This is a genomic window from Nonomuraea soli (assembly GCF_013761175.1).
Lineage (GTDB): Bacteria > Actinomycetota > Actinomycetes > Streptosporangiales > Streptosporangiaceae > Nonomuraea > Nonomuraea soli.
The window spans coordinates 45,356-66,833 of record NZ_JACDUR010000002.1 but is presented as its reverse complement, the minus strand read 5'-3'; the positions used below and the strand labels follow the sequence as shown (position 1 = coordinate 66,833).

The following is a 21,478-nucleotide window of genomic DNA, read 5'->3' as shown; positions in this document are numbered from 1 at the left end:
GTGTAAGGTCATGCCGTGATCGCACGTGCGGGCCGGATCGTGTCGCCGATGCTGGTGGCGCGCGAGGGCGAGCTGGTCAGGCTGGCGGAGGCGGTGGCCACGGCGCCCTCCGTCGTCGTGGTGGAGGGCGAAGCGGGGATCGGCAAGACGCGGCTGGTGGCCGAGCTGGCCCTGCGGCCCGAGACCGCCGGGCGGCGGTGGCTGAGGGGCGGCTGCGGCCAGGTCAGGGAGCCGTTCCCGCTGGGTCCCGTGGTGGAGGCCCTGCGCGGGCAGGCGCCCGCGCTGGACGGGGCGGCCCTGTCCCCGGTCACGGGCGCGCTGGGCGCGCTGCTGCCCGAGTTGCAGGCCGTGCTGCCGGAGGCTCCGGCGCCGCTGGAGGACCGGGCGGCGGAGCGGCACCGGGTCCTGCGCGGCCTGGTCGAGGTGCTGTCCGCGCTGGGCCCCGCGGTGCTGGTCCTGGAGGATCTGCACTGGGCCGACCAGCAGACCGTCGAGTTCCTCGCCTACCTGGTGCGGGCGATGCCGAACGCGCTGTCGGTGGTGCTGACCTATCGGGGCGAGGAGGCCGATCCGGCGTTGCGCGCGGCGACCGCGCGCCTGGCCGACACCATCACCGGCGAGCACATCACGCTGAGGCCGATGGACGTGGCCGGCACCCGGGCGCTCGCCGCGGCGATCCTGCAGACCGAGGAGGTCTCCCCCGAGTTCGCCGAGCACCTGTGCGCCCGCTCCTCCGGGCTGCCGCTGGCGATCCAGGAACTGCTCGCCATGTTACGGATGCAGGGCAAGCTCATCCGCTGGAAGGGCGGCTGGGCCCGCCGGGCCCTGGACGAGCTGGACGTGCCGGAAGGCGTGCGGGCCCCGGTGCGGGAGCGTGTGGCCAGGATGTCGCCCGCCGCGCGCTCGGTCATGGAGGCGGCGTCCGTCCTGCGGCTGGCCGTCCCCGCCGCCACGCTCGCCGGGGTGGCGGGGGTGAGCGGCGCGCTCGCCGGGGTGGAGGGGGTGAGCGGCGCGCTCGCCGGGGTGGAGGGGGTGAGCGGCGCGCTCGCCGGGGTGGCGGATGTGAGCGGCGCCGAGGCCCTCGACGAGGCACTCGACTCGGGCCTGCTGATCGAGCAGGGCTCCCTCGTGGCCTTCCGTCACGTGCTGGCCGCCGAGGCCGTCTACGAGGGCGTCCCGATGGGCCGGCGGCAGGCGCTGCACGCCGCCGCCGCCGCGGCCACCCGCGGGCTGCGGCCGGTCCCGCTCGGCCAGGTCGCCCACCACCTGCGCCACGCCGGCCGCCCCGAGGAGTGGGTGGCGGCCGCGGTGGCGGCGGCCGAGCACGCGACGGGGCTGGGCAACGACGCCGAGGCGGCGCGCCTGCTGGAGGAGGTGCTGCGGCACGCGGGCCTCGACCCGGTACGGCGGGCGGAACTGACCATCCGCCTCGGCTGGGCGGCCACCTACACGCTGCGCATCCCCGCCATCGGCGAACTGCTCGAGGAGGCGCTCGGTCACGAGCTGCCACGGCGCCTGCGCGGGGAGCTGCGCATGCTGCTGGCTCTGTATCTCGACACCATCAGGGTCGACGACCTGCGGGTACGGCAGGCGTTCGCCGACGCCGTTCCCGACCTGGACGAGCTGCCGGAGCTGGCCGCCTGGGCGATGGTGGGCCTGGGCGTGCCGACCACGACGGACGTGCCGTTCGCCGAGCGCCTGCCCTGGCTGGAACGTGCTCTGGAGACCGTGCCCGCCGACGGTGAGCCGGGGCCGAGGGTGTTCGTACTCGGCAAGATCGCGATGATCTTCGCGAGTTCCGGTGAGCCTCGCTGGTGGGCGCTGACCGAACGGATCCTGGCCGAGACCGGGGGGCGCCCGTCCAGCCGCCAGGAGGTGGGCGCCTACCGTTCCATCGGCGGCGCGGCGGTCGACGCCGGGCACCACCAGGTGGCGACCCGGCTGCTGGAGGCGGCGCTCGACGCCGGCCGGGGCGCGAGCGGCTCGGCGCGCGACGACCTGACGCTCCGCGCCAGCCTGGCCATGGCCCGCTACTACGGCGGCGCGTGGACGGGGCTGCGCGAGGAGCTGGCCGCACTGCGCGAACAGTGCGACAACCGCCCGTACGAACGCCTGCACATCGACCTCATCGCGGCCTGCCTGGCTCCCGCTCCCAGCAGGCTCGACGCGGCCCGCGACATGCTCGCCGGGCTCATCCGCGACCTGCGTGTACGCGGTGACCTCGACATGGCGGCCGCTCCGGTGACCACCCTGCTGCGGCTCGCCTGCGCGCGCGGCGAAGCCGGTGCGGCGCTCGCCGAGACGGCCGACGTGGTCGCCGGATGGGAGGCCAGGGACCTGTGGCCGATCGGCGTGCGCGCTGTGGCCGCGGTGACCGAGGCGCTGCTGTCGGCGGGCCGGCCGGGGGAGGCCGCCGACCTGGTCGGCCGCTACGAGATCCGGACGCGCGGCCTGGACGCGCCGCTCGCCGTACCCGCTCTGGCACTGGCGCACGGGCACCTCGACGCTCACGCCGGACGCTGGGCGCGGGCCGCGCGGCGCTACGGCGAGGCGGCCGCCGCCTACGCGAAGCTGCCGGCCGTCTACGACGCGGCGCAGGCCGTCGAGCAGCAGGCGGCCTGCCTGTTCGAGCGCGGCGACCCGGAGGCGGGCGCCACGCTGACGCGGGCCATCGAGACCTACACCCAGCTGGAAGCACGCTGGGACCTCGATCGGGCCACGCAGCTGGCCCGCCGCCAGGGGCTGCGCCCCACGAGCCGGATCCGGGCGAGCCAGGACGGCGAGGCGACGGGCCTGACCGCCCGGCAGGCGCAGGTCGCCAGGCTGGCCGCCGACGGGCTGACCAACCAGGAGATCGCCCGGCAGATGTTCCTGTCGCCCAAGACGGTCGACAAGCACCTGGGCGCCGCCATGCGCAAACTCGGCGCGCGCTCGCGCGTCGAGCTGGGGCGGCACCTGGGAGGCACCCCAGGGGCCTGACCAGAAGTTGGGGTGTTCACCCCATAGCCGCCCCATACCTGCGTCTCCAGGGCGCGCGCGACCCTTTCCTCATGCCCGACGACACGCCGGCAGGCACCGGTCACGTGCCCGGTCCACCGCACCCCGAGCTCCCACCGGACGAGCCCGAGAGCGCGCAGGAGGTGTCCGAGGACCCCGCCGCCGAACCCGCCGCCGAACCCGCCCGGCCACCGGACGGCTTCGAGCCGCTCTGACCCGACCCGAAAGGCGAACCCCCTCATGAGCAGCAGCCCCACACGGGGAGGTGCGGCGTGAACCGGCTTCGGCGCGGATCACTCGCACTCTCCTCGGTTCTCGCGCTGGTCACCGCCACGCTGGCGGCCCAGCCCGGCGCCCCCGCCCAGGCCGAGACCCGGACGTCCCCGCCGGTGACCCTGAAGGGCGTCGGCAAGGGACCTCACACCGTCACGCTCATCACCGGCGACAAGGTCACCCTGACCGCCACCGGCACGGGCCAGTACACGATCGACCGGCTGGGCGCCCCGCGAGCCGACGGCCGCACCGCCTCGCTGTTCGTCCGCACCGGCCCCGACGGCGTCTACGTCCTGCCGGACGACGCCTTCCCCGCCATCCAGTCGGGCCTGATCGACCGGGAGCTCTTCAACGTCACCTACCTGGCCGAGAACGGCTACACCGACGCCGAGACCCGGCAGCTTCCCGTCATCGTGCAGTACCCGGAGGGCTTCGCCTCCGCCAGGAGCTCGGCCGACGCCCTGCCCGCCAGCGCGCCCACCGCCACCCTGGAGAGCATCGGCGGCGCCGCGCTCGACGTCGCCAAGGCCGAGGCGGGCTCGTTCTGGGCCGCCCTGTACGGCAAGCCCGACGCCAAGGGGGCCGCGCGGCTGCAGGGCGGCGTCTCCAAGGTGTGGCTGGACCGCAAGGTCAAGGCCGACCTGGCCGAGAGCGTCCCGCAGATCGGCGCGCCTGAGGCGTGGAAGGCTGGGCACGACGGCGCCGGCGTGACCGTCGCCGTCCTCGACACCGGCGTCGACGCGGGCCACCCAGACCTGGCCGGCAAGATCGTCGAGGCGCGCTCGTTCGTCCCCGACGAGACCGCCAAGGACGGCCACGGTCACGGCACCCACGTCGCCACCACCATCGCCGGCTCCGGCGCCGCCGGCAACGGCGCGAACAAGGGCGTCGCGCCCGGCGCGCGGCTGCTCGTCGGCAAGGTGCTCGACGACGGCGGCTCCGGAGACTCCTCCGGGATCATCGAGGCGATGGAGTGGGCCGCCGCCTCCGGCGCCAAGGTCGTCAGCATGAGCCTGGGCGCGAACGCCACCGACGGCACCGACCCGATGAGCCAGGCCGTCAACGACCTGACCGCCGCCACCGGCGTGCTGTTCGTCATCGCCGCCGGCAACGACGGCGGCCAGGAGACCGTGGCCACGCCCGGCACCGCGGACGCCGCGCTGACCGTGGGCGCGGTGGACAAGGCGAACCAGCAGGCGCCCTTCGCCAGCCAGGGCCCGCGCGTCGGCGACGGAGCGCTCAAGCCCGACATCACCGCCCCAGGCGTCGACATCGCCGCGGGCCGCGCGGCGGGCACCGCCATGGGCACGCCTGTCGACGACTTCTACACCAAGGCCTCCGGCACCTCCATGGCCACGCCGCACGTGGCGGGCGCGGCGGCGATCGTCGCGCAGGCCCACCCGGAGTGGACGGCCCAGCAGCTCAAGGCCGCGCTGATGTCGACCGCCAAGGACATCGGCGGCACCGTCTACGAGCGCGGCGCGGGCCTGGTCGACGTGGGCCGCGCCGCCTCCCAGCCGGTCGTCGCGGTCACACCGAGCCTCGACTTTCGCCTGATCGACACCTCCGGCAAGCCGCTGACCCGCGAGCTCACCTACAGCAACCAGGGCGACCAGCCCGTCACCCTGGCCGTGAAGCCGGCCATGGACCGGCTGAGCGTCGCCGACGCCACCCTCACCGTGCCCGCCAAGGGCACCGCCTCCACCACCGTCACGCTCACCACCGAGGGACTGCCCGTCGGCATGTACGGCGGAGCCGTCACGGCCGAGGCCGGGCAGCTGCGCCTGACCACCCCGGTCGGCGCGGTGCGCGACGTGCCCACCGTCGAGCTGACCATCCGCACCATCGGCCGCGACGGCAAGCCCGTCACCCCCTTCGCCCAGGACGTCATCGACCTCGACGGGCGCAAGGGCCAGCTCGGCCCGCACATGATCGTCGATCACGGCGTCGTGGTCACCCGCGTCCCGCAGGGCACGATCAGCGTGCTGCAGATCGTGGAGTGGACCGACGCCGACAGCAGGCGCAACCGGGCCTGGCTGTTCGAGCCCGAACTCACCGTCACCGGCGACACCGAGATCACCTTCGACGCCCGTGAGGCCACCCAGGTGCGCTTCAGCACCCCCAAGCCGGCCGAACCGCTGAACAACGGGTACAACGCCTTCTACCAGCGCACCAACGCCAAGGGCCAGGCCTTCTCCGGCTTCCTGATCAACGGCGTGCCCACCGGCTCGTGGGGCAAGCTGTGGGTGACGCCCACCAAGCAGGTCACCAAGGGCTCCTTCCGCTTCTCCACCCAGTGGACGCTCGGCCGCTCCGAGGTCGCCATGAGCGTGCTCGGCCGCCGCGGTGCGACCGAGCTGGACCCGGCCGTCAACCTGCACTGGCAGGGGAAGGTCAACAGCCATCCCGATTGGAGGCCCTTCACCGGCACCGCCGACCTGCGGGTCGCGGACGTCGGCCAGGGCACCCCCGAGGAGATCGCCGGGCGCGACCTGCGCGGCAAGCTCGTGCTGATGGCGGCCGAGGGCGTGGCCGACATCTTCGGCAACCCGGAGTGCGGGGTGCAGATCGACCGCGTCGGCCCCCTCAGGGACGCCGGAGCCGCCGCCGTGCTGGTCTACCCCACGGCCGACGTCGCCTGCCCCGTCCCGCTGCCGATGTGGCAGCCGCCGTTCACCGGCGAGCCCAAGCCGATCGGCGTCCCCATCGCCTACCTGTCGACCAAGGAGGGCCTGGCGCTGCAGGCGCAGGCCGGGCGCGGACCGGTCACCGTCCGGGTGGAGGGCCACAGGTACTCGCCCTACACCTACGCGCTCACGCCGTACGAGGAGGGACGCATCCCGGCCTCCATGCACTACACGATGCGTGAACGGGACCTGGCGCGCGTGGACCTGGACATCCGGGCGCCCCAGGCGAAGGGGTTCTGGGAGTGGACCTACGCCTACAAGGTCGACGACGTCGCGCGCTGGGGTATCTCGCCCTCCGAGTCCGACCTCGTCGGCGTGGCGCCGCAGGTCCGCACGGAGTACGTGTGGCCGGTCGACCCCTCGATCCTGCGGCTGCGCGGCATGGCGCCCGACCCCGCGGGCACCGAGGGCGTGAACAGCCGCTACGTGACCGAGGTCTTCGCCCGGCCCGGCCGTACCCAGCAGGTGTGGTTCGCGCCCGGCACGCCGGGCGCCGGGACGGTGCCGGACGCCGCGGCGTCGCTGCACGACCCGAAGGGCGGGGTGCTGGAGCAGCAGCCGCTCGGCATCAACTGCGCGATCTGCGTGCAGGGCGACACGTTGTGGGCCGACTTCTCCGAGGTCTCCGGCGTCGGCGCCACCCGCGTCGACAGCGACGCCTACTGGTCGACCGCGCAGCCGTTCACGCCGAACTACGAGACGCGCCTGTACGTCGACGGGAAGGAGATCACGCGCGAGGGCGTGGAACCGCTGGCACCCAACGCGCCCCGCTACACGGTGCCGAGCTCCCCGGGCGTGTACCGGCTGACCGCCAAGAACGCCACCCACGACGTCGAGTGGACCTTCACCGGCCCGCCCGCCGCGGACGCCGTCCAGCCGGGCGTGGCGTGCAACTCGTGGTTCATCGAGGGATTCGGTGAGCAGTGCCGTCCCACGCCGGCGGTGTTCGTCAGCTACGCCTTCGGCGGCGGCCCCGACAACGCCGTGCGGGCGGGGCGGGGGCACACCTTCCAGGTCGAGGCCTACCACTCGCGGTCGACGGCGCCGATGCCGAAGATCGCCGGGATGAAGGTGTGGGCGAGCACCGACGACGGCGCCACCTGGCAGCCCGTCACGCTCAAGCGCGACGGGGGCGGCCTGTACACCGCCAGCGTCCGCTACCCGCACCTGCGGGCCACCAGCGGAGCGGTCAGCTTCCGGGTGGAGGCCTGGGACGAGGCGGGCAACCGGGTCAAGCAGACCAGCACCCGCATCCTGCCCCTGCGATAGCCGAAGGCCCGGGTCCGCTCGCCGAGCGGACCCGGGCATCGCCGCGAGCCGCGGTCCCGCGCGGCCGGGTGGTTCAGCCGCGCACCCGGAGCAGGGCCTCGCCCGAGGGTCGCGGCCGGTTGGTTCAGCCGCGCACCCGGAGCAGGGTCTTGCCGATCGTGGCACGCGACTCGATCGCCCGGTGCGCCTCGGCCGCCTCCTCCAGCGGCAGGACCTGGCCGATGACCGGCCGCAACCGCCCCGCGGCGGCGAGGTCCAGCGCGTCGGCGATGAGCGCGCGGGTCTCGGCGGGACTCGGCGGGCCGGTGAGGCCGATGACGGCGACGGAGCGAGCACGCAGCGCCTCCCCGTCCAGCTCGGCCGCCGCTCCGCTGGCCATCCCGTAGACGCTCACCCGGCCGCCCTCGCGCAGCGCCCCGGCCGCCTCGGTGCCGATCCGGCCGCCGACACCGTCGAAGACGAGGTCGAGCCCGGCGCCGCCGGTGGCCTCCACCACCTCCTCCAGCCAGCCGGGCGCGGAGTAGTCGACGTAGCGGGCCGCGCCGAGGGAGGTGACCAGGCCGGCCTTGCCCGCACCCCGCGCCGCCCCGATCACCAGGGCGCCCTCCGCGGCGGCGAGCTGCACCAGCAGGCTGCCCACGCCGCCTCCGGCCGCTTCCACCAGGACGTGCTCCGACGGCCGCACCCGCGCCTGCCGGTGCAGCAGCAGAGCCGTCCGTCCGTCGGCCAGCAGCGCGACCGCCTCCCTCAGCTCCAGCCCCTCGGGAACCGGGACCGTGTCGTCGGCCCGGGCCAGCGCACGTTCCGCGTATCCCCCTTCGCCACCCGTCGTGGTGACGACCACCGTCCCCACCAGGCCAGGGTCCACGTCCTCCCCGACGGCCACGATGCGCCCGCCCACGCCGTTGCCCGGCGTGCGGGGAAGGGCGGGCCTGCCGAAGGGCCCGTCACCCGAGCGCACCTGCGTCTCGACGAAGGTGATGCTCGCGTACTCCACCTCGACCAGCACCTGTCCCGCCCCCGGGAGGGGATCGCCGACCTGCCGCACCCGCAGCACCTCCGGCCCGCCGAACTCTTCCATCACCACGGCCCGCATGACTCACCCCAAACGGATAGATTCGCTTCGCTTGGCAAGCTATAACGGAGTGAATCGCTTCGCAACACGGCTACAGTGAGCGGCATGACCCGCAAAGCCCCCCGGCACGCCGAGGCGGAACGCAACGACCAGGCCCTCCTGGAAGCCGCGAAGAAGGTCCTGGCCGTGGACGGGGCACACGCCTCGGTGGCGGCGATCGCGGCCCGCGCCGGCGTCGGCATCGCCAGCCTCTACCGCCGCTACCGCTCCAAGGACGAGCTCTTCCAGCACCTGTGCGCGCTCTCCCTCGACCAGTGGATCCAGGCGGCGCAACGCGGCCTCGCCCACGACGACCCCTGGGAAGGGCTGGCTCACTACGTCGGCGCGTGCGTCGAGTTCAGCGGCGGCTCCCTCGGACCGCTGGCGGGCACGATCGCCGTCACCGACGCGATGGCGGCCAAGTTCACCCGGTCCGACGAGCTGATGCGCGAGCTGGTGGAGCGGGCGCACCGGGCAGGAGTGCTCAGGGCCGACGCGGGGACGATGGACATCTCGCTGCTGATCGAACAGCTCGGCAAGTCACCCCTGATCGAGCAACTCGACCGGCAGGGCCGCACCGACCTGGTCGACGCCGCGCGCCGGGCCCGCCGCCGCACGATCGCCATCGCCCTCGACGGCCTGCGCGCCGGGCACCCCCCGCTACCGGGCGGCGAACCCGATCCCGCCCTGCTGACGGGCCGCTGGGAACACACCCCGCTGGACGGGGCTTCGGCCCCTGGCCGCCCATCCTGACGCGCGAGCCGGTGGTACGGATCCGGCCGCAGAAGATCACGGGGCGCCGGATCGTCGCCGCCTGAGCCGTACGGCGGACCGGTGTTCACGCGGGGTGCGGTCAGAAGCAGGACACCAGCGTGTCGGTGAGCGCGGCCGCGTGGCGGCCGTCCTGGTCGAGGTCGGGGTCGAAGATGGCGACGGTCAGCCCCAGGCAGCCGGGGTCGGCCAGCAGCGGCGCGAGCAGAGCGCGCAGCTCGCCGTGGGTCAGACCGCCGGGGTCGGGGCTGTCGACGGCCGGCATCACCTCGGGATCCAGCGCGTCGACGTCCAGATGGACCCAGAAACCGCGGGTGCCGCCGAGATGGCCGAGGATCGTGCCGGCGGCCTCTCCCCCGGCCTCGCGCAGCCGCGTGGTGGTCCAGGCCGGGATCTTCAGCTCCGCCAGCTCCTCCAGGTCGTCGTCGTAGTCGCGGATGCCCGCGATGACCATGTCGCTGTCGAGGATGTACGGCTTGCGCCCCTCCAGGTCGGTGAGGTCGTCCTGTCCGCGTCCCGTGACCAGGGCCGCCGCCTCGCCCCCCGCGGCGCCCACCCCGGAGGAGTTGCCCGGGTGACGGAAGTCGGAGTGGCCGTCGACGTAGACCATGCCGTGACGTCCCCGCCTGGCCAGCGCCAGCGCGGTGCCCAGGTCGATGCTGCAGTCGCCGCCGAGCACGACGGGAAAGCGGCCGTCGTCGAGCAGCGCGCCGACCCGGTCGGCCAGGCGCACACTGTAGGCGGCCATCGCGGCGGCATTGAACACGCCGTCGCCCTCCTGCCAGCCGGTCCTGTCGTAGCGGGGCGGCGTCACGCAGCCGCCGTCGGCCGCGCCCAGCCGCGCCACGATGCCCTGGTCCCGCAGCGCGCCCGCGAGCTTGTAACAGCCCGGGACGGTGCCGGGCGCGGGCGGACGCAGTCCGAGGTTGGAAGGGGCGTCGATCACGGTGCGGTCGGTCATGGGCTCAGCCTATGCGGCGGCCAGTTCGAGGCTGTCGCGCCCGACGAGGGAGGCGTAGTGGCCGCCGAGGGTCAGGAGCTCGTCGTGGGTGCCGAGCTCGGCGACCCGGCCGTGGTCGAGCACGACGATCTGGTCGGCGTCGCGGACCGTCGACAGGCGGTGCGCGATGGTGATCGTGGTGCGGCCCTGGGCGAGGATCTCCAGGGCTTCCTGGACGGCGTGCTCCGTCTGGGTGTCGAGGGCGCTGGTGGCCTCGTCGAGAACGAGGATCGGCGGGTTGCGCAGCAGCGTGCGGGCGATGGCCAGCCGCTGCTTCTCGCCTCCGGAGAAGCGGTAGCCGCGCTCGCCTACCACGGTGTCGTAGCCGTCGGGCAGCCCTGCGATGTGGTCGTGGATACGCGCGGCGCGTGCCGCCTCCACGAGCTCCTCGTCGGTGGCGGACGGCTTGGCGAAGCGCAGGTTGTCGGCGATGGAGGCGTGGAAGAGGTAGGTCTCCTGGGAGACCATGCCGACGGTCTCGGCGAGCGTCTCGAAGGTCAGCTCGCGCACGTCGGTGCCGTCGATGGTGACGCTGCCCCCGGTCACGTCGTAGAGCCTCGGCAGCAGGTAGCTGAGGGTGGTCTTGCCCGAGCCGGTCTCGCCGACGATGGCCAGGCTGCTGCCCGCCGGGATCGTCAGGGAGACGTCGTCGAGCGTGAGCGCCTCGCCGTACGAGAAGGAGACGTTCGACAACCGCACGTCGCCGCGCACCCGCTCCAGGGAGCGGCGGCCGGGCGTGATGTCGACGGGCAGGTCGAGGTATTCGAAGATGCGGCCGAACAGCGCCAGCGAGCTCTGCACCTCCACGCCCGTGCGCAGCAGCGACACGGTGGGGCGGAACAGGCTCATCTGCAGCGTGGTGAAGGCGACGACCGTGCCGATGGACACCAGCGAGGTCATGCCGGAGACCCAGTAGATGACCGCGGGCATCGCGGCCATGATGATCTGGATCGTCGACTGGCGCCAGCGGCCGGCCATGCTGGAGCGCACCTCGAGGTCGGCGAGCTCGTCGGAGGCTCCGGTGAACCGGCGGGTGAGCTCGGGTGACTGGCCCATCGTCCGGCCGAGCAGGATGCCGCTGACCGACAGCGACTCCTGGACCATCGACGACATCGCGGCGAGCTTCCTCTGCCGCTGCGAGGTGATCTTCTTGCGTTCCGCGCCGACCTTGCGGCTGATCCAGACGAACAGCGGGAGCAGCAGCAGGGAGACGAGGGTCAGCCGCCAGTCGAGCACCAGCATCGCCACGACGGTGGCCAGCACGGTGGTCAGGTTGGAGACGATCGAGGTGGCCGTCGAGGTGACGACGGACTGCATGCCGCCGATGTCGTTGGCCAGGCGCGACTGCACCTCGCCGGTGCGGGTGCGGGTGAAGAAGGCCAGCGACATGCGCTGGAGGTGGGTGTACACGCCGGTGCGCAGGTCGTGCATGACCCGCTGGCCGACGCTGGTGGAGATGAAGGTCTGCATCACGTCGAACACGCTGGTGGTGACCGCGACGGCGATCATGCCGAGCACGAGAAGCGTGAGCAGGCGGGTGTCGCCGGAGGGGATGGCCACGTCGAGGACCTCGCGCAGGAGGAACGGCGAGGCGAGGGCGACCAGCGACGACAGGGCGATGAGGCCGAGAACGACGGCCAGGCGTCCGCGATAGGGACGGAAGAGCTTCACGATGCGCCGTAGCGGCGCGCGGGGTTCGTCTGTCATAGGGCTCCTTAATCAGATGTACTCTCAAACAGAGGTTACCTCATAATAATTCCCGGCAACAATGAGTTACGCTCCTACCGTGGAGACCGACCTGTCCGAGCTCGTCCATCGCATCGCGCACCGCCTGAGGCACGGCTACCGCCACACCCTGGAGCCCCTGGGCCTCAGCCCAGGTCAGGGACGCGCCCTGCGCGTGCTCGCCGAGGCGCCGGAGCCGCTCAGGATGGTGCAGCTGGCCGAGGCGCTGCGCATCGTGCCGCGCTCGGTGACCCCCGTCATCGACGCGCTCGAAGAGGCGGGGCTGGTCCGCAGGCAGGTCGATCCGGCCAACCGGCGCTCGACGCTGCTGACCCTCACCGAGCGCGGGCGGGAGGTCTACGCCCGCGTGGTGGAGGCGCGCAAGGAGGCGGCGCGCGAACTGTTCTCCGTCCTGACGCCGGAGCAGCAGGCCCAGCTGAAGGAGCTGCTGAGCATCGTCGAGGAGTCGCCCTTTACATTGTAGATCTCGTATGGGTGAGCCGTGCGTCGCAGATCCACCTGATCGCCTTCTCCCCCAGCGCCATGTCATCCGGGTCGCCCCGGTGAAGCGCGTCGAGCAGCTCTCTTCCCAGCGCGTGGAGGCCGCGGCTGTCGGCGGCCATGGCCGCCTGCGACAACTCCAGCAGATAGGCGTGGTACGCGGCGCCCAACCCCTGGTCGCCGCTACGCCACCGGATCCACGCGCACACCTGCAGCACCGGGTGAGGCCGGGCCGGGACCGCGGGCCGTACCTCGGTGAACCGGGGCGTGCCCGGAGCCTCGACGGGCGCGATCCATCCGTTGACCTGGAGCGAGACCACTCCCCCTGTCGTGACCAGCAGACAGGTGAGTATCGCGACGACCACCCCGGCGGTCCGGATCCCCTTCCGCGTGTCCCTGACCCGGCCGCGCCGTACCATGCCCAGTGCCGCCCCGACGGCGCCGCCGGCCAGCGCCGACGGGACCAGGAGGAGAAGCAGGCCGCCCGCGTAGCCGGCCGCGTAGCGCGGCTCGCACACCGGAGCGGCCTGGAGGCAGGCGGCTCCCATCGTGCGGACGGCGCCGACGAGGGACAGCACGAACCCCACCAGGTAGGCGGCGAGCAACCCGTGGAGCGGCCGGGCCGCCAGCGACGTCACCAGGGCGACGGCGAGCCCGATCGCGGCCGTGGCGACTTCGACGGCCAGGAGGGGGTTGGGTTCCGCGGCCAGTCCCGGCACCAGCAGAACGCCCAGCTCGGCCAGCAGCGACCGCGAGCGCCACGCAGTGGCCTCGGCGATCACCGCCGCCACCGTCACCACACCCACCGGAACGAACACGGCGCTCATCGGCAGCCCGGTGGTCCCCCGCCGCAGGCGCGGCAGGAGCGGCAACAACAACGCCAGCACCACCGGCACCAGCGTGGTGAAGGACACCAGCCCGGTCACGGTCTGGAAGACCAGGGCCGGCAGCGGCGTGTCCACGGTGCTGTCCGGCATCCCGCCGATCGACGCCGACCAGTGGCCGAACAGGGACCCGAACGCAGCACCGCCCACGATCACCGACACCGCGAGCGCCCTGACCGGCCGGGCGGAGACCTCGAACCACGCGTCGGCCGCCACCGCGTGCCATCGGCACAGCCCGACGCACAACACCAGCAGGATCGCCGCCGAGGCCAGGGCCGCAGGCAGGCTGTGGGCCATCGCGGCGGCCAGGCTGGCATCGGTGGTGGTCAGGGTGCCCGCGATCCCGATGAACAGGCCGGCGGTGAGAGCGGCCCCGGACATCAGCCCGCTGGACGGCCCGCTCCCGAGTCCGCGCGTGCGCAGCGTGTCCCGCCACATCGCGGTGCCGGTCACCGCGGCCACCAGCACGCCGATGGCGACCCCGGCCAGCACCCTGCCGTCGCGGGGCTCACCGCCGGCCAAGAAGGTGGCGAAAGCGGCCAGGTACGGCTGAGCCAGACCGGCGGTCGCTCCGGTGAGGACGGCCTCCAGCGGGCTGGGGCGCAGCAGACGATCGGGCTCGCGCACCACCTGCTCGCGCACGCTCACCGGCGGATGCCACGCGAGCAGCCGAGCCCACCGGCGCGGCTGCGATTCGACGGGCGGGAACGCCGGATCGCCTGCCGCCCGGTTGGCGTCGGCGGCTCGCAGGTCGGCGTAGTGCTCTCGCACCCTGGAGATGGCCGCCGTCGTCGCGAGCGCCACCATGAGCGCCACGGCCAGCGGCAGCAGGCGCCTGGGCAGGTCTTCCGGCCACCGGACGGCCTGCACCGCCACCGTCGCCACGGCGCCGCCCAGGAAGAGCCACCAGGTCGCCCTGACCAAGGACACCATGTCCAGATCCCGGTTGCGGATGTGCGCCAGCTCGTGCCGGAGCACGGCGCGCATGGCCGCGGCCCGGGCGGGATGGTGGCGCACCGCCCCCAGGCTCAGCCGTACCTGCCAGGAGCCGAACGCGCCGAACGACCGCCCCCTGACGTTCTGGTCCGTCGGATCGATCATCACCTGCCCGCGGCCGGGCACGCCGGCCTCCGTCACGAGCCGCCCGATCTCAGCGGCAGCCTCGGGGTAGCGCTCGGCGGGCAGCGGGATCAGCCCCTGGCGACGGACGATCCGGCGTGGCGTCAGGCTGTGGAGGAACAGGGCCATGGTCACGAACGTCGCCGCGACGAGAAGGCCGTAAAGCCCCTCCCCCAGGGATGCGCGCGCGTCGCAGGAGAGGTACGCCTCGGCAACCGACGGCACCGGGACCCCCGGGGCCGCCGGGGCCGCCGCCTGGCGCTCGGCCTCCTCGACGCACGCCCAGTGCACCTGCTCCCAGTCGATCAGGGCGCTCGCCGCGTACATCGTGGTCACCGTGGTCAGCACGACGAGCAGCACGAAGCGCGTCGTGGTGGCCGCGGGAAGCGTGAACGGTCCCGCCCGCGTCACTGCGGCCGGTGCCAGCCGTTCACCACGGCATCGGCGATCCTGGCCGCGTCCTGCGCCGTGGCTCCGTGCTTCACCGCGGACCCGTGGGCCAGCTCACGCAGGCGCCGCTCGTCGTCGCAGGCGGGCAGTTCCTCGTCCTGGGCCCCGCCCCAGCCCGCCCGGTCCTTCACCCAGCCCCACAGGGAGCGGCCTCCGGCCTTGGACATGTCCTTGCACAGGTCGACGACCACCGCCATCGCCAGGCTGGTCAGGAACGGCATGGCCGCCGACCACCCCGAGCCGTTGGGCTCGTCCGCCCGCAGAGTGATCTTGGGGTTGACCAGGTACGCGGTGGCGATCAGGTCGAAGTCGGGGAGTTCGTCGGGAGCGAGCTGGGACACCACGTCACGGGCTAGACCAACGACGGTCTGCGGCACAACGCCTCCTGGAGCGATCCAACGGGCCCCGATGTTTCGGAGCATAACGGAATCCGTTCGACATGCCAGGTGAAACCCGCGATCTCCGGCCTGTGGTCTCACCGTCACCCGCGTGGCACCATGTGCGGGTGGATGTCGGCCGGCCCGTGCTGCGCGCTCTGCGCGCGACGGTGTTCGCCGCGGCCTGCGTGCCGCTGTCGTCGGTCCTGCACGTCCTGGCCGGCGGCGGGGCGATCCGGCCGGGCTTCCTGGCCGGGGCGACGGCGATGACGTGGGCGGGCGCGTACCTGCTCGGGGCGCGACGGCGAGGGCTGCCGGCGCTGCTGGGGGCCGCCTTCGGGGCGCAGTACGGCATGCATCACCTGTTCACGGCCGGTGCCGAGGCGCCGCCGCCCGTCCTGGCAGGCCACGACCACAGCAGCGGGCTGGGCATGCTGCTCGTCCACGTCGCCCTCGCCCTCATGTCGGCCTGGTGGCTGGAGCGGGGCGAGTCGGCCCTGGCGAGCATGGTTCACCTGGCCGTCGCCTCGCTGTGGGCCGGGCTGATCGTCCTTGCCGCCGCGCCGGTGGAGCCCCGGCTCCCCGGCCGGCCGCCGGTGGCCGGCACCGTCGACCGGCTGAGGCGTTTCCTGCTCGCCGCGGGGGTCTCCCGGCGTGGCCCACCCCTGATCGTCTCCGTTCGCTGAACGGGCCGCCACCGAAGGCGCCCGTTCCTTCGCCACGCCGTACGCGTGGTTGAACCCCCACCCGAGGTGGCGCGTACCTGTCGATGTGCGCGTCCCCGTGAACGGAGAATGCCTTGACCTCTACTGACGTGCGCCCACCCGCCGACGCCGAGCGCACACCTCCCCGGACGTCCACCTGGAGCGCCCTCAAGCCGCTGGTCCTCCGCCTGCACTTCTACGCCGGCGTCCTCGTCGCCCCCTTCCTCCTCGTCGCGGCGGCCACCGGGCTGCTGTACGCCGCCTCCTTCCAGCTCGAGCGCATCGTGCACGCCCACGAGCTGACCGTTCCCGCCGGCCAGCAACGGGTGCCGCTCGCCCAGCAGATCGCCGCCGCCCAGGCGGCGCGGCCCACGGGGACGATCACCGCCGTCCGTATCCCGGCCGAGGCCGACGCCAGCACGCGCGTGCTGATGAACGTCCCCGGCCTGCCGGAGAGCACCCAGCTGGCCGTCTTCGTCGACCCGTACACCGCGCAGGTGCGCGGCACGCTGGAGAGCTACGGCGGCTCGGGCGCGCTGCCGGTCCGCGCCTGGATCTCCCAGCTCCACCGCCACCTGCACCTGGGCGAGCCCGGCCGCCTCTACAGCGAACTGGCCGCCAGCTGGTTGTGGGTCGTGGCCCTCGGCGGCCTGGTGTTGTGGGTGACCAGGCGCCGCTCGAAGCGGCGCGTGCGCGCCCTGCTCGCCCCCGACCGGTCGCTGCCCGCCTCGCCGCGGCGCCTGTCGTGGCACGGATCCATCGGCCTGTGGGCCGTCCTGGGGTTGCTGTTCCTGTCGGCCACCGGCCTGACCTGGTCGAAGTACGCGGGCGAGAACGTCGGCGACGTGCGCGTGGCCCTCGGCTGGACCACGCCGAAGATCTCCGCCGCCTCGGGTGACCACGCCGCCCACGCGGGCGCGGGCGGCCACCGGCACGGCGGCACGGTGAGCGCCGACGAGCTCGTGCGGGCCGCCGCGGGCAAGGGCCTGTCCGGGCCACTGGAGATCGTCTGGCCGGCCAAGGAGGGTGCGCCCTTCGTCGTGAAGGAGATCGACAAGACGGTTCCGCAGCGGCTGGACCAGGTGGCGGTCGACGGCACGAGCGGGCAGGTGACGGCCGAGCTGCGCTTCGCCGACTTCAACCTCGCCGCCAAGCTCACGCAGTGGGGCATCGACGGGCACATGGGGCTGCTGTTCGGCCTGGCCAACCAGCTCGTGCTGATGCTGCTGGCGGCCGGGGTGATCACGCTCGTGATCCTGGGCTATCGCATGTGGTGGAAGCGCCGGCCGACGCGGGGCTTCGGCCGGCCGTACGCCAGGGGTGGGTGGCGCGGGGTGCGGTGGGCGGTCCTGGCGCCGCTGGCCCTGGTGGTCGCGGGGATCGGATGGTTCCTGCCGGTCATGGGCTTCTCGCTGGCCGCGTTCCTGGTCGTCGACGTCCTGCTCGGCCTGCGGGCCAGGGCGCGGCCTCCGGTGGGGTGAACGACGCAGGGCCTCGTTCCGTGATGGAACGAGGCCCTGCGGTACGGCATGCGGGGGTCAGGCCGAGGTCTTCTCCTCCTCCGCGGAGCGACGCTGCAGCTCGGACTCGATGGCCTCCACCGACTCGGTGGCCTTGTCGCGGCGGTACTCACGCACCGAGTAGACGACGGCGCCGGCCCAGATGATCGCGATGGCGATGTAGGAGACGGTCTGGACCTGGCCGGAGGCGTCGATCCAGTCGCTGCGCAGCAGGGTGCGCACGTTGGTGAGGATGATCAGGCCGCCGACCAGCGAGCCGAGGATGCGCGGCGGGATGTGCCTGACCAGCCAGGCGGCGATCGGAGCGGCGATCACCCCGCCGACGAGCAGCACGGCCACCCAGGCGAAGTCGATGTTCTCCGAGCCGATGCCGACGAAGAAGCCGACGCTGGCGGCGATGGCGACGAGGAACTCGCTGGCGTCGATGGAGCCGATCACCTTGCGCGGAGGGATGCGGCCGCTGGCCAGGATCGCCGGGGTGCCGACGGGACCCCACCCGCCGCCGCCGGTGGCGTCGACGAAGCCGGCGAGCAGGCCGAGCGGGGCCAGGAACCGCTTGCGCAGCGGCTTGCCCAGGTTGCCGCGCGGCAGGCCGAAGGCGGTGAAGCGGATCAGGATGTAGGCGCCCAGGGTGAGCAGGATGATCGACATGACCGGGGCGGCGAGCTCGGTCGACAGGTTCGACAGGAACGTCGCTCCGGCGAACGCACCGACGGCGCCCGGGATGCCGATCTTGGCGACGACCTTCCAGTCGATGTTGTTGAACCGCCAGTGCGAGAGGCCCGAGGCGAGGGTGGTGCCGATCTCGGCCAGGTGCACGGTGGCCGACGCGGCCGCGGCGTTGGTGCCGATCGCGAGCAGGAGCGTGGTGGAGGTGACGCCATAGGCCATGCCTAGGCTGCCGTCGACGAGTTGGGCGGCGAAGCCGACCAGTCCCAGCAGGATCAGCGCGCGCACGACATCCCCTTCCCAATTTTCCTACTTTATAAGTAGACATAATCGTCAATGGTGGGAAGCGATTCGTCAAGTGGCGACCCGTGGAGCACCTAGAACTGGGCGTGCGTCATCGTGTACCAGGTCGGGGCGAACGTCAGCAGGACGATGACGGCGACGACGGCCAGGGCCTTGAGGAGGCGAGGAGCGGTGAGCGGCGCGGAGGCGATGGGACGCAGGTTCCAGCGCCCGATCGCGACGAACCCGGAGACGGCACCCAGGACGACGTTGGCCGGCACCAGGCCGAACTCACCGCGCACGACGTGGAAGCCCGCCGCCAGGACCATCGTCAGGGCCAGGCCGGCTGCGGCCAGCGGGGTGAGCCTCGGCTTGACGCGGGTGAGCGCGGGCAGGATCAGGCCGATGCCGCCGAGCACCTCGACGACCCCGATGAAGACGATCAGGGGCTGCGGCACCGCCGCGTACCAGGCCACCGCCCGCGGCGCCGCCTCGTAGAGGGCGCCGTCGAGCAGCAGGACCTTGCCGAAGCCGCTGCCGGCGAAGAAGAAGCCCCACAGCGCCTGGAGCACCCACAGGACGCCGTTGAGGCTGAAGATCGTGGTCCTGGGCCGGGTGGGCAGGGCGTGGAGGTTGCGGGTGGTGGTCATGTCGTGCTCCTTGGGAGTGCCGCTGTGCTGACAATCCCGAGGATCCCGGGCGAGGTTAATACACTCGCGATGCGCCGGCGATGCGGGGCGGCGGCTCACGGTCCGCATCGAGCACGCCGCCGCTCCCCGGTCGACGGCAGGGCCATGGGCGCACGTCCGACACAATGGCGGGATGCCTCAACCCGTCCCCGCCGACCTGCTGGAGATCGCCGAAGCACTCGTCCCCGGCGCCCCGCTCGGCTCCGCACGCCTGGCCGAGCAGGGCAACCTGCACCACGTCGTCCTGTTCCCCGGCATCGCCGCCGTCCGCATCGGCAGACGTGCCACCGACGCCGCCGAGATGCCGCGCAGGGCCGAGATCCATCGCGTGATCGCCGCGGCGGGCCTGCCCTTCGCCGTGCCGGAACCCCTGACCGAGGTGACTGCGTTCGGGGAGCGCACGGCCTTCGCGGTCTCGTGGATCGACGGCGAGGGCCTGCCGGAGGGCGCCGGCGACCCGGCGGCCTTCGGCCCGCTCCTGGAGGCACTGCGCGAGGTGGAGATCTCCCCGGCGCTCAGGGACCTGCTCCACACCCCCCGCCCGTACGCCGGCGGCGTGGGATGGGCCGACATCCTGGCCGGCGAGGTCGTTCCACGCCTGCCGCCGCAGTGGCGTGACGGCGTACGGCAGCGGCTCGATGCGATGCTCGCACTGGAGGAGGTGCCGGCCAGGCTCGTCCACGGCGACCTCGGCGGCGGCAACGTCCACTTCGGCAAGGACGGCAAGCTGGTCGGCGTCCTCGACTGGGACATGGCGATCCTGTCCGACCCGGCGATCGACGGGGCGCTCGTCGCGACCTGGCACGGCTGGCCCGTCCTTCGCGCGGCCACCGACGAGGAGACCTACCGGCGGGCCCGGGCGTGGAACGACGCGGTCGGGGTGGAGCACCTCCACGCGGTGTTCGGCGGCAGGCCCGTCTCGCGCATCGACGGGTTCGTCAGCGCCATCCTCGCCTGGCTGGAGGCGCGCCGGTAACAGCGATGAGTTTCGCCGGGTGCGATGGTCTTGATAGGTGAGAACACGGCACACGTCGAAGGGGAGAGCGCCATGACCGCGCTGGACAAGGAATTCACCGCCACCCTGCAGAAGAGCCCGAACAAGGGCGGATGGACCTACGTGGTGATGCCCGGATCGGCCGAGTACTTCGGCACCCGCGGCCTCGTGAAGATCAGGGGAACGATCGACGGCCATCCCTTCCGCAGCTCCTTCATGGCGCTGGGAGACGGCACGCACAAGCTGCCCGTCAAGGCCGACGTTCGCGACCTGCTCGGGAAGGAGCCGGGCGACACGGTCACCGTTCATCTCGTGGAACGTATCCAGTGAGCCGGGCGGCGCCGGCCCGGGAGCCGGCGCCGCCGTCCAGCACATGTCACGCCTCGGGCAGGTCCGCGGGGGCGGCGGTGGAGCGCCTGACGATGAGGCTGGGCCCCACGGAGAAGCGCACCGCGGTGGTCCTGCCCTCGATGCGCTCCCGCAGCAACCGCCCCGCCGTACCCCCCATGACCACGCCGGGCTGGTCGATGCTGGTCAGCGAGATGTTCGGCAGCGCGGCCAGCTTGGTGTTGTCGTAGCCGGCCACCGACAGGTCGCCGGGCACCGACAGGCCCGCGTCGTGGGCGGCGGCGAGCACGCCGAAGGCGGCCTGGTCGGCTCCGGCGAAGATGGCGGTGGGCCGGGACGGACGGCGCAGCAGTTCCTGGGCGCCGTCGTAGCCGCCCTCCTCGCTGTAGTAGGTGGTCGCCACGGCGATCTCGTCCTCCAGGCCGTGCTCGCGCATGACCCTGCGGTAGGTGTCGGCGCGGATCACGTGGAGCAGGTCGCCCGGCCGGGCGGTGCTGTTGTCCTGGTGGGTGATGTGCGCGATGCGGCGGTGCCCGAGCTCGATCAGGTGGTTGACCACGAGTTCGGCGCCCGTCTCGTCGTCGTCGAAGACCGCGTCGAAGTGGGGCGAGCGTTCGTGCCTGCCGAGCACGACGACGGGCACCTGCCTGGCCACCTCCTCCAGCCGGGCGCGGGCCAGCAGCGGCGCGACGAGGAGGATGCCGTCGACCTGCCGGTCGACGAGCGCGTCCATGGCGGCCTTCTCGGCCTTCTGGGTGGAGCCTCCCTGCACCAGGATCGCCTGGTAGCCGGTGCCGGAGAGCTCGTCCGTCAGCCCGTCGACGATGTCGGCGAAGAACGGGTTGCGCAGGTGCGGCAGCATCACGCCCACGGTGAAGGTACGGCCCCGCATGGCTCGGGCCGCCGCGTGGGGCCGGTAGCCGAGCTCCTCGATGGCCGCCCTGACCCGCTCCTTCATCGCGGGGCTCACGCCGTAGGCGTCGCGCAGCACCTTGGAGACGGCCGTCGTGGAGACCTGGGCACGGCTGGCCACATCGGCGATCGTCACCCTTCGCCGTCCGCCTCGCGTGACCATGGATCTCCCTTCGCCCGATGGCTCCAGATT

General features: G+C 73.0%; 17 protein-coding genes. 9 read left to right on the top strand and 8 right to left on the bottom strand.

What is annotated here, in order from left to right:
- Window positions 1-15: 15 nt before the first annotated feature.
- The 3 genes from HNR30_RS07705 to HNR30_RS07695 all read left to right on the top strand — a co-directional run bounded on the left by HNR30_RS07705 (window position 16) and on the right by HNR30_RS07695 (window position 7,226).
- Window positions 16-2,979 (top strand): helix-turn-helix transcriptional regulator, encoded by a 2,964-nt coding sequence (locus tag HNR30_RS07705; protein WP_181609055.1) that lies wholly within the window; start codon window positions 16-18, stop codon window positions 2,977-2,979.
- A gap of 71 nt (window positions 2,980-3,050) precedes the next feature.
- Window positions 3,051-3,212, top strand: a complete 162-nt coding sequence (locus HNR30_RS07700; RefSeq protein ID WP_181609054.1) for a hypothetical protein — start codon at window positions 3,051-3,053, stop codon at window positions 3,210-3,212.
- A gap of 57 nt (window positions 3,213-3,269) precedes the next feature.
- Window positions 3,270-7,226, top strand: coding sequence for a S8 family serine peptidase (locus tag HNR30_RS07695; RefSeq protein ID WP_181609053.1), 3,957 nt, complete (start codon window positions 3,270-3,272; stop codon window positions 7,224-7,226).
- 124 nt (window positions 7,227-7,350) lie between these two features.
- On the opposite strand, the gene HNR30_RS07690 is transcribed toward HNR30_RS07695, so the two are convergent.
- Window positions 7,351-8,322 carry a zinc-binding dehydrogenase gene (locus tag HNR30_RS07690; RefSeq protein WP_181609052.1) on the bottom strand — a complete coding sequence of 324 codons (972 nt, stop codon included), beginning with the start codon at window positions 8,320-8,322 and terminating at the stop codon, window positions 7,351-7,353.
- A gap of 84 nt (window positions 8,323-8,406) precedes the next feature.
- Between HNR30_RS07690 and HNR30_RS07685 the strand changes: the two genes are divergently transcribed.
- On the top strand, window positions 8,407-9,093 hold the full coding sequence (locus HNR30_RS07685; protein WP_181609051.1) for a TetR/AcrR family transcriptional regulator: 687 nt from the start codon (window positions 8,407-8,409) through the stop codon (window positions 9,091-9,093).
- A gap of 100 nt (window positions 9,094-9,193) precedes the next feature.
- Here the strand turns inward: HNR30_RS07685 and HNR30_RS07680 are convergent, their stop codons facing one another.
- Window positions 9,194-10,072 (bottom strand): arginase family protein, encoded by an 879-nt coding sequence (locus HNR30_RS07680; protein WP_181609050.1) that lies wholly within the window; start codon window positions 10,070-10,072, stop codon window positions 9,194-9,196.
- A 9-nt stretch (window positions 10,073-10,081) separates the two neighbouring features.
- A complete protein-coding gene (locus HNR30_RS07675; RefSeq protein WP_181609049.1) occupies window positions 10,082-11,818 on the bottom strand; it encodes an ABC transporter ATP-binding protein in 1,737 nt (578 codons plus the stop codon).
- A 79-nt stretch (window positions 11,819-11,897) separates the two neighbouring features.
- Here HNR30_RS07675 and HNR30_RS07670 point away from each other — a divergent pair, with 79 nt between their 5' ends.
- The gene (locus tag HNR30_RS07670; protein WP_312894282.1) at window positions 11,898-12,320 is read left to right on the top strand and encodes a MarR family winged helix-turn-helix transcriptional regulator; all 423 of its coding nucleotides are present in this window, start codon (window positions 11,898-11,900) and stop codon (window positions 12,318-12,320) included.
- Here HNR30_RS07670 and HNR30_RS07665 read toward each other — a convergent pair.
- Together HNR30_RS07665 and HNR30_RS07660 are read right to left on the bottom strand one after the other, a co-directional pair.
- Complete coding sequence (locus HNR30_RS07665) at window positions 12,310-14,751, bottom strand: M48 family metalloprotease (protein ID WP_181609047.1); 2,442 nt, start codon at window positions 14,749-14,751, stop codon at window positions 12,310-12,312. The genes HNR30_RS07670 and HNR30_RS07665 overlap by 11 nt on opposite strands.
- The gene (locus HNR30_RS07660; protein ID WP_181609046.1) at window positions 14,748-15,131 is read right to left on the bottom strand and encodes a hypothetical protein; all 384 of its coding nucleotides are present in this window, start codon (window positions 15,129-15,131) and stop codon (window positions 14,748-14,750) included. The genes HNR30_RS07665 and HNR30_RS07660 overlap by 4 nt, the downstream gene beginning before the upstream one ends.
- Before the next feature lie 164 nt (window positions 15,132-15,295).
- On the opposite strand from HNR30_RS07660, the gene HNR30_RS07655 reads away from it, so the two are divergent.
- Together HNR30_RS07655 and HNR30_RS07650 are read left to right on the top strand one after the other, a co-directional pair.
- Window positions 15,296-15,853, top strand: coding sequence for a hypothetical protein (locus HNR30_RS07655; RefSeq protein WP_181609045.1), 558 nt, complete (start codon window positions 15,296-15,298; stop codon window positions 15,851-15,853).
- A gap of 113 nt (window positions 15,854-15,966) precedes the next feature.
- Window positions 15,967-17,352 (top strand): PepSY-associated TM helix domain-containing protein, encoded by a 1,386-nt coding sequence (locus HNR30_RS07650; RefSeq protein WP_181609044.1) that lies wholly within the window; start codon window positions 15,967-15,969, stop codon window positions 17,350-17,352.
- 57 nt (window positions 17,353-17,409) lie between these two features.
- Here the strand turns inward: HNR30_RS07650 and HNR30_RS07645 are convergent, their stop codons facing one another.
- Both HNR30_RS07645 and HNR30_RS07640 read right to left on the bottom strand, forming a co-directional pair.
- The gene (locus HNR30_RS07645; protein WP_181609043.1) at window positions 17,410-18,348 is read right to left on the bottom strand and encodes a sulfite exporter TauE/SafE family protein; all 939 of its coding nucleotides are present in this window, start codon (window positions 18,346-18,348) and stop codon (window positions 17,410-17,412) included.
- Between the two features lie 89 nt (window positions 18,349-18,437).
- Entirely contained in the window at window positions 18,438-18,992 is a 555-nt protein-coding gene (locus tag HNR30_RS07640; protein WP_181609042.1) for a DoxX family protein, read from the bottom strand.
- A 172-nt stretch (window positions 18,993-19,164) separates the two neighbouring features.
- Here HNR30_RS07640 and HNR30_RS07635 point away from each other — a divergent pair, with 172 nt between their 5' ends.
- Both HNR30_RS07635 and HNR30_RS07630 read left to right on the top strand, forming a co-directional pair.
- Window positions 19,165-20,007 (top strand): phosphotransferase family protein, encoded by an 843-nt coding sequence (locus HNR30_RS07635; protein WP_181609041.1) that lies wholly within the window; start codon window positions 19,165-19,167, stop codon window positions 20,005-20,007.
- A 72-nt stretch (window positions 20,008-20,079) separates the two neighbouring features.
- Window positions 20,080-20,355 (top strand): DUF1905 domain-containing protein, encoded by a 276-nt coding sequence (locus HNR30_RS07630; RefSeq protein WP_181609040.1) that lies wholly within the window; start codon window positions 20,080-20,082, stop codon window positions 20,353-20,355.
- Between the two features lie 46 nt (window positions 20,356-20,401).
- Here HNR30_RS07630 and HNR30_RS07625 read toward each other — a convergent pair whose 3' ends face one another.
- The gene (locus tag HNR30_RS07625) at window positions 20,402-21,448 is read right to left on the bottom strand and encodes a LacI family DNA-binding transcriptional regulator (protein ID WP_181609039.1); all 1,047 of its coding nucleotides are present in this window, start codon (window positions 21,446-21,448) and stop codon (window positions 20,402-20,404) included.
- Window positions 21,449-21,478 lie beyond the last annotated feature (30 nt).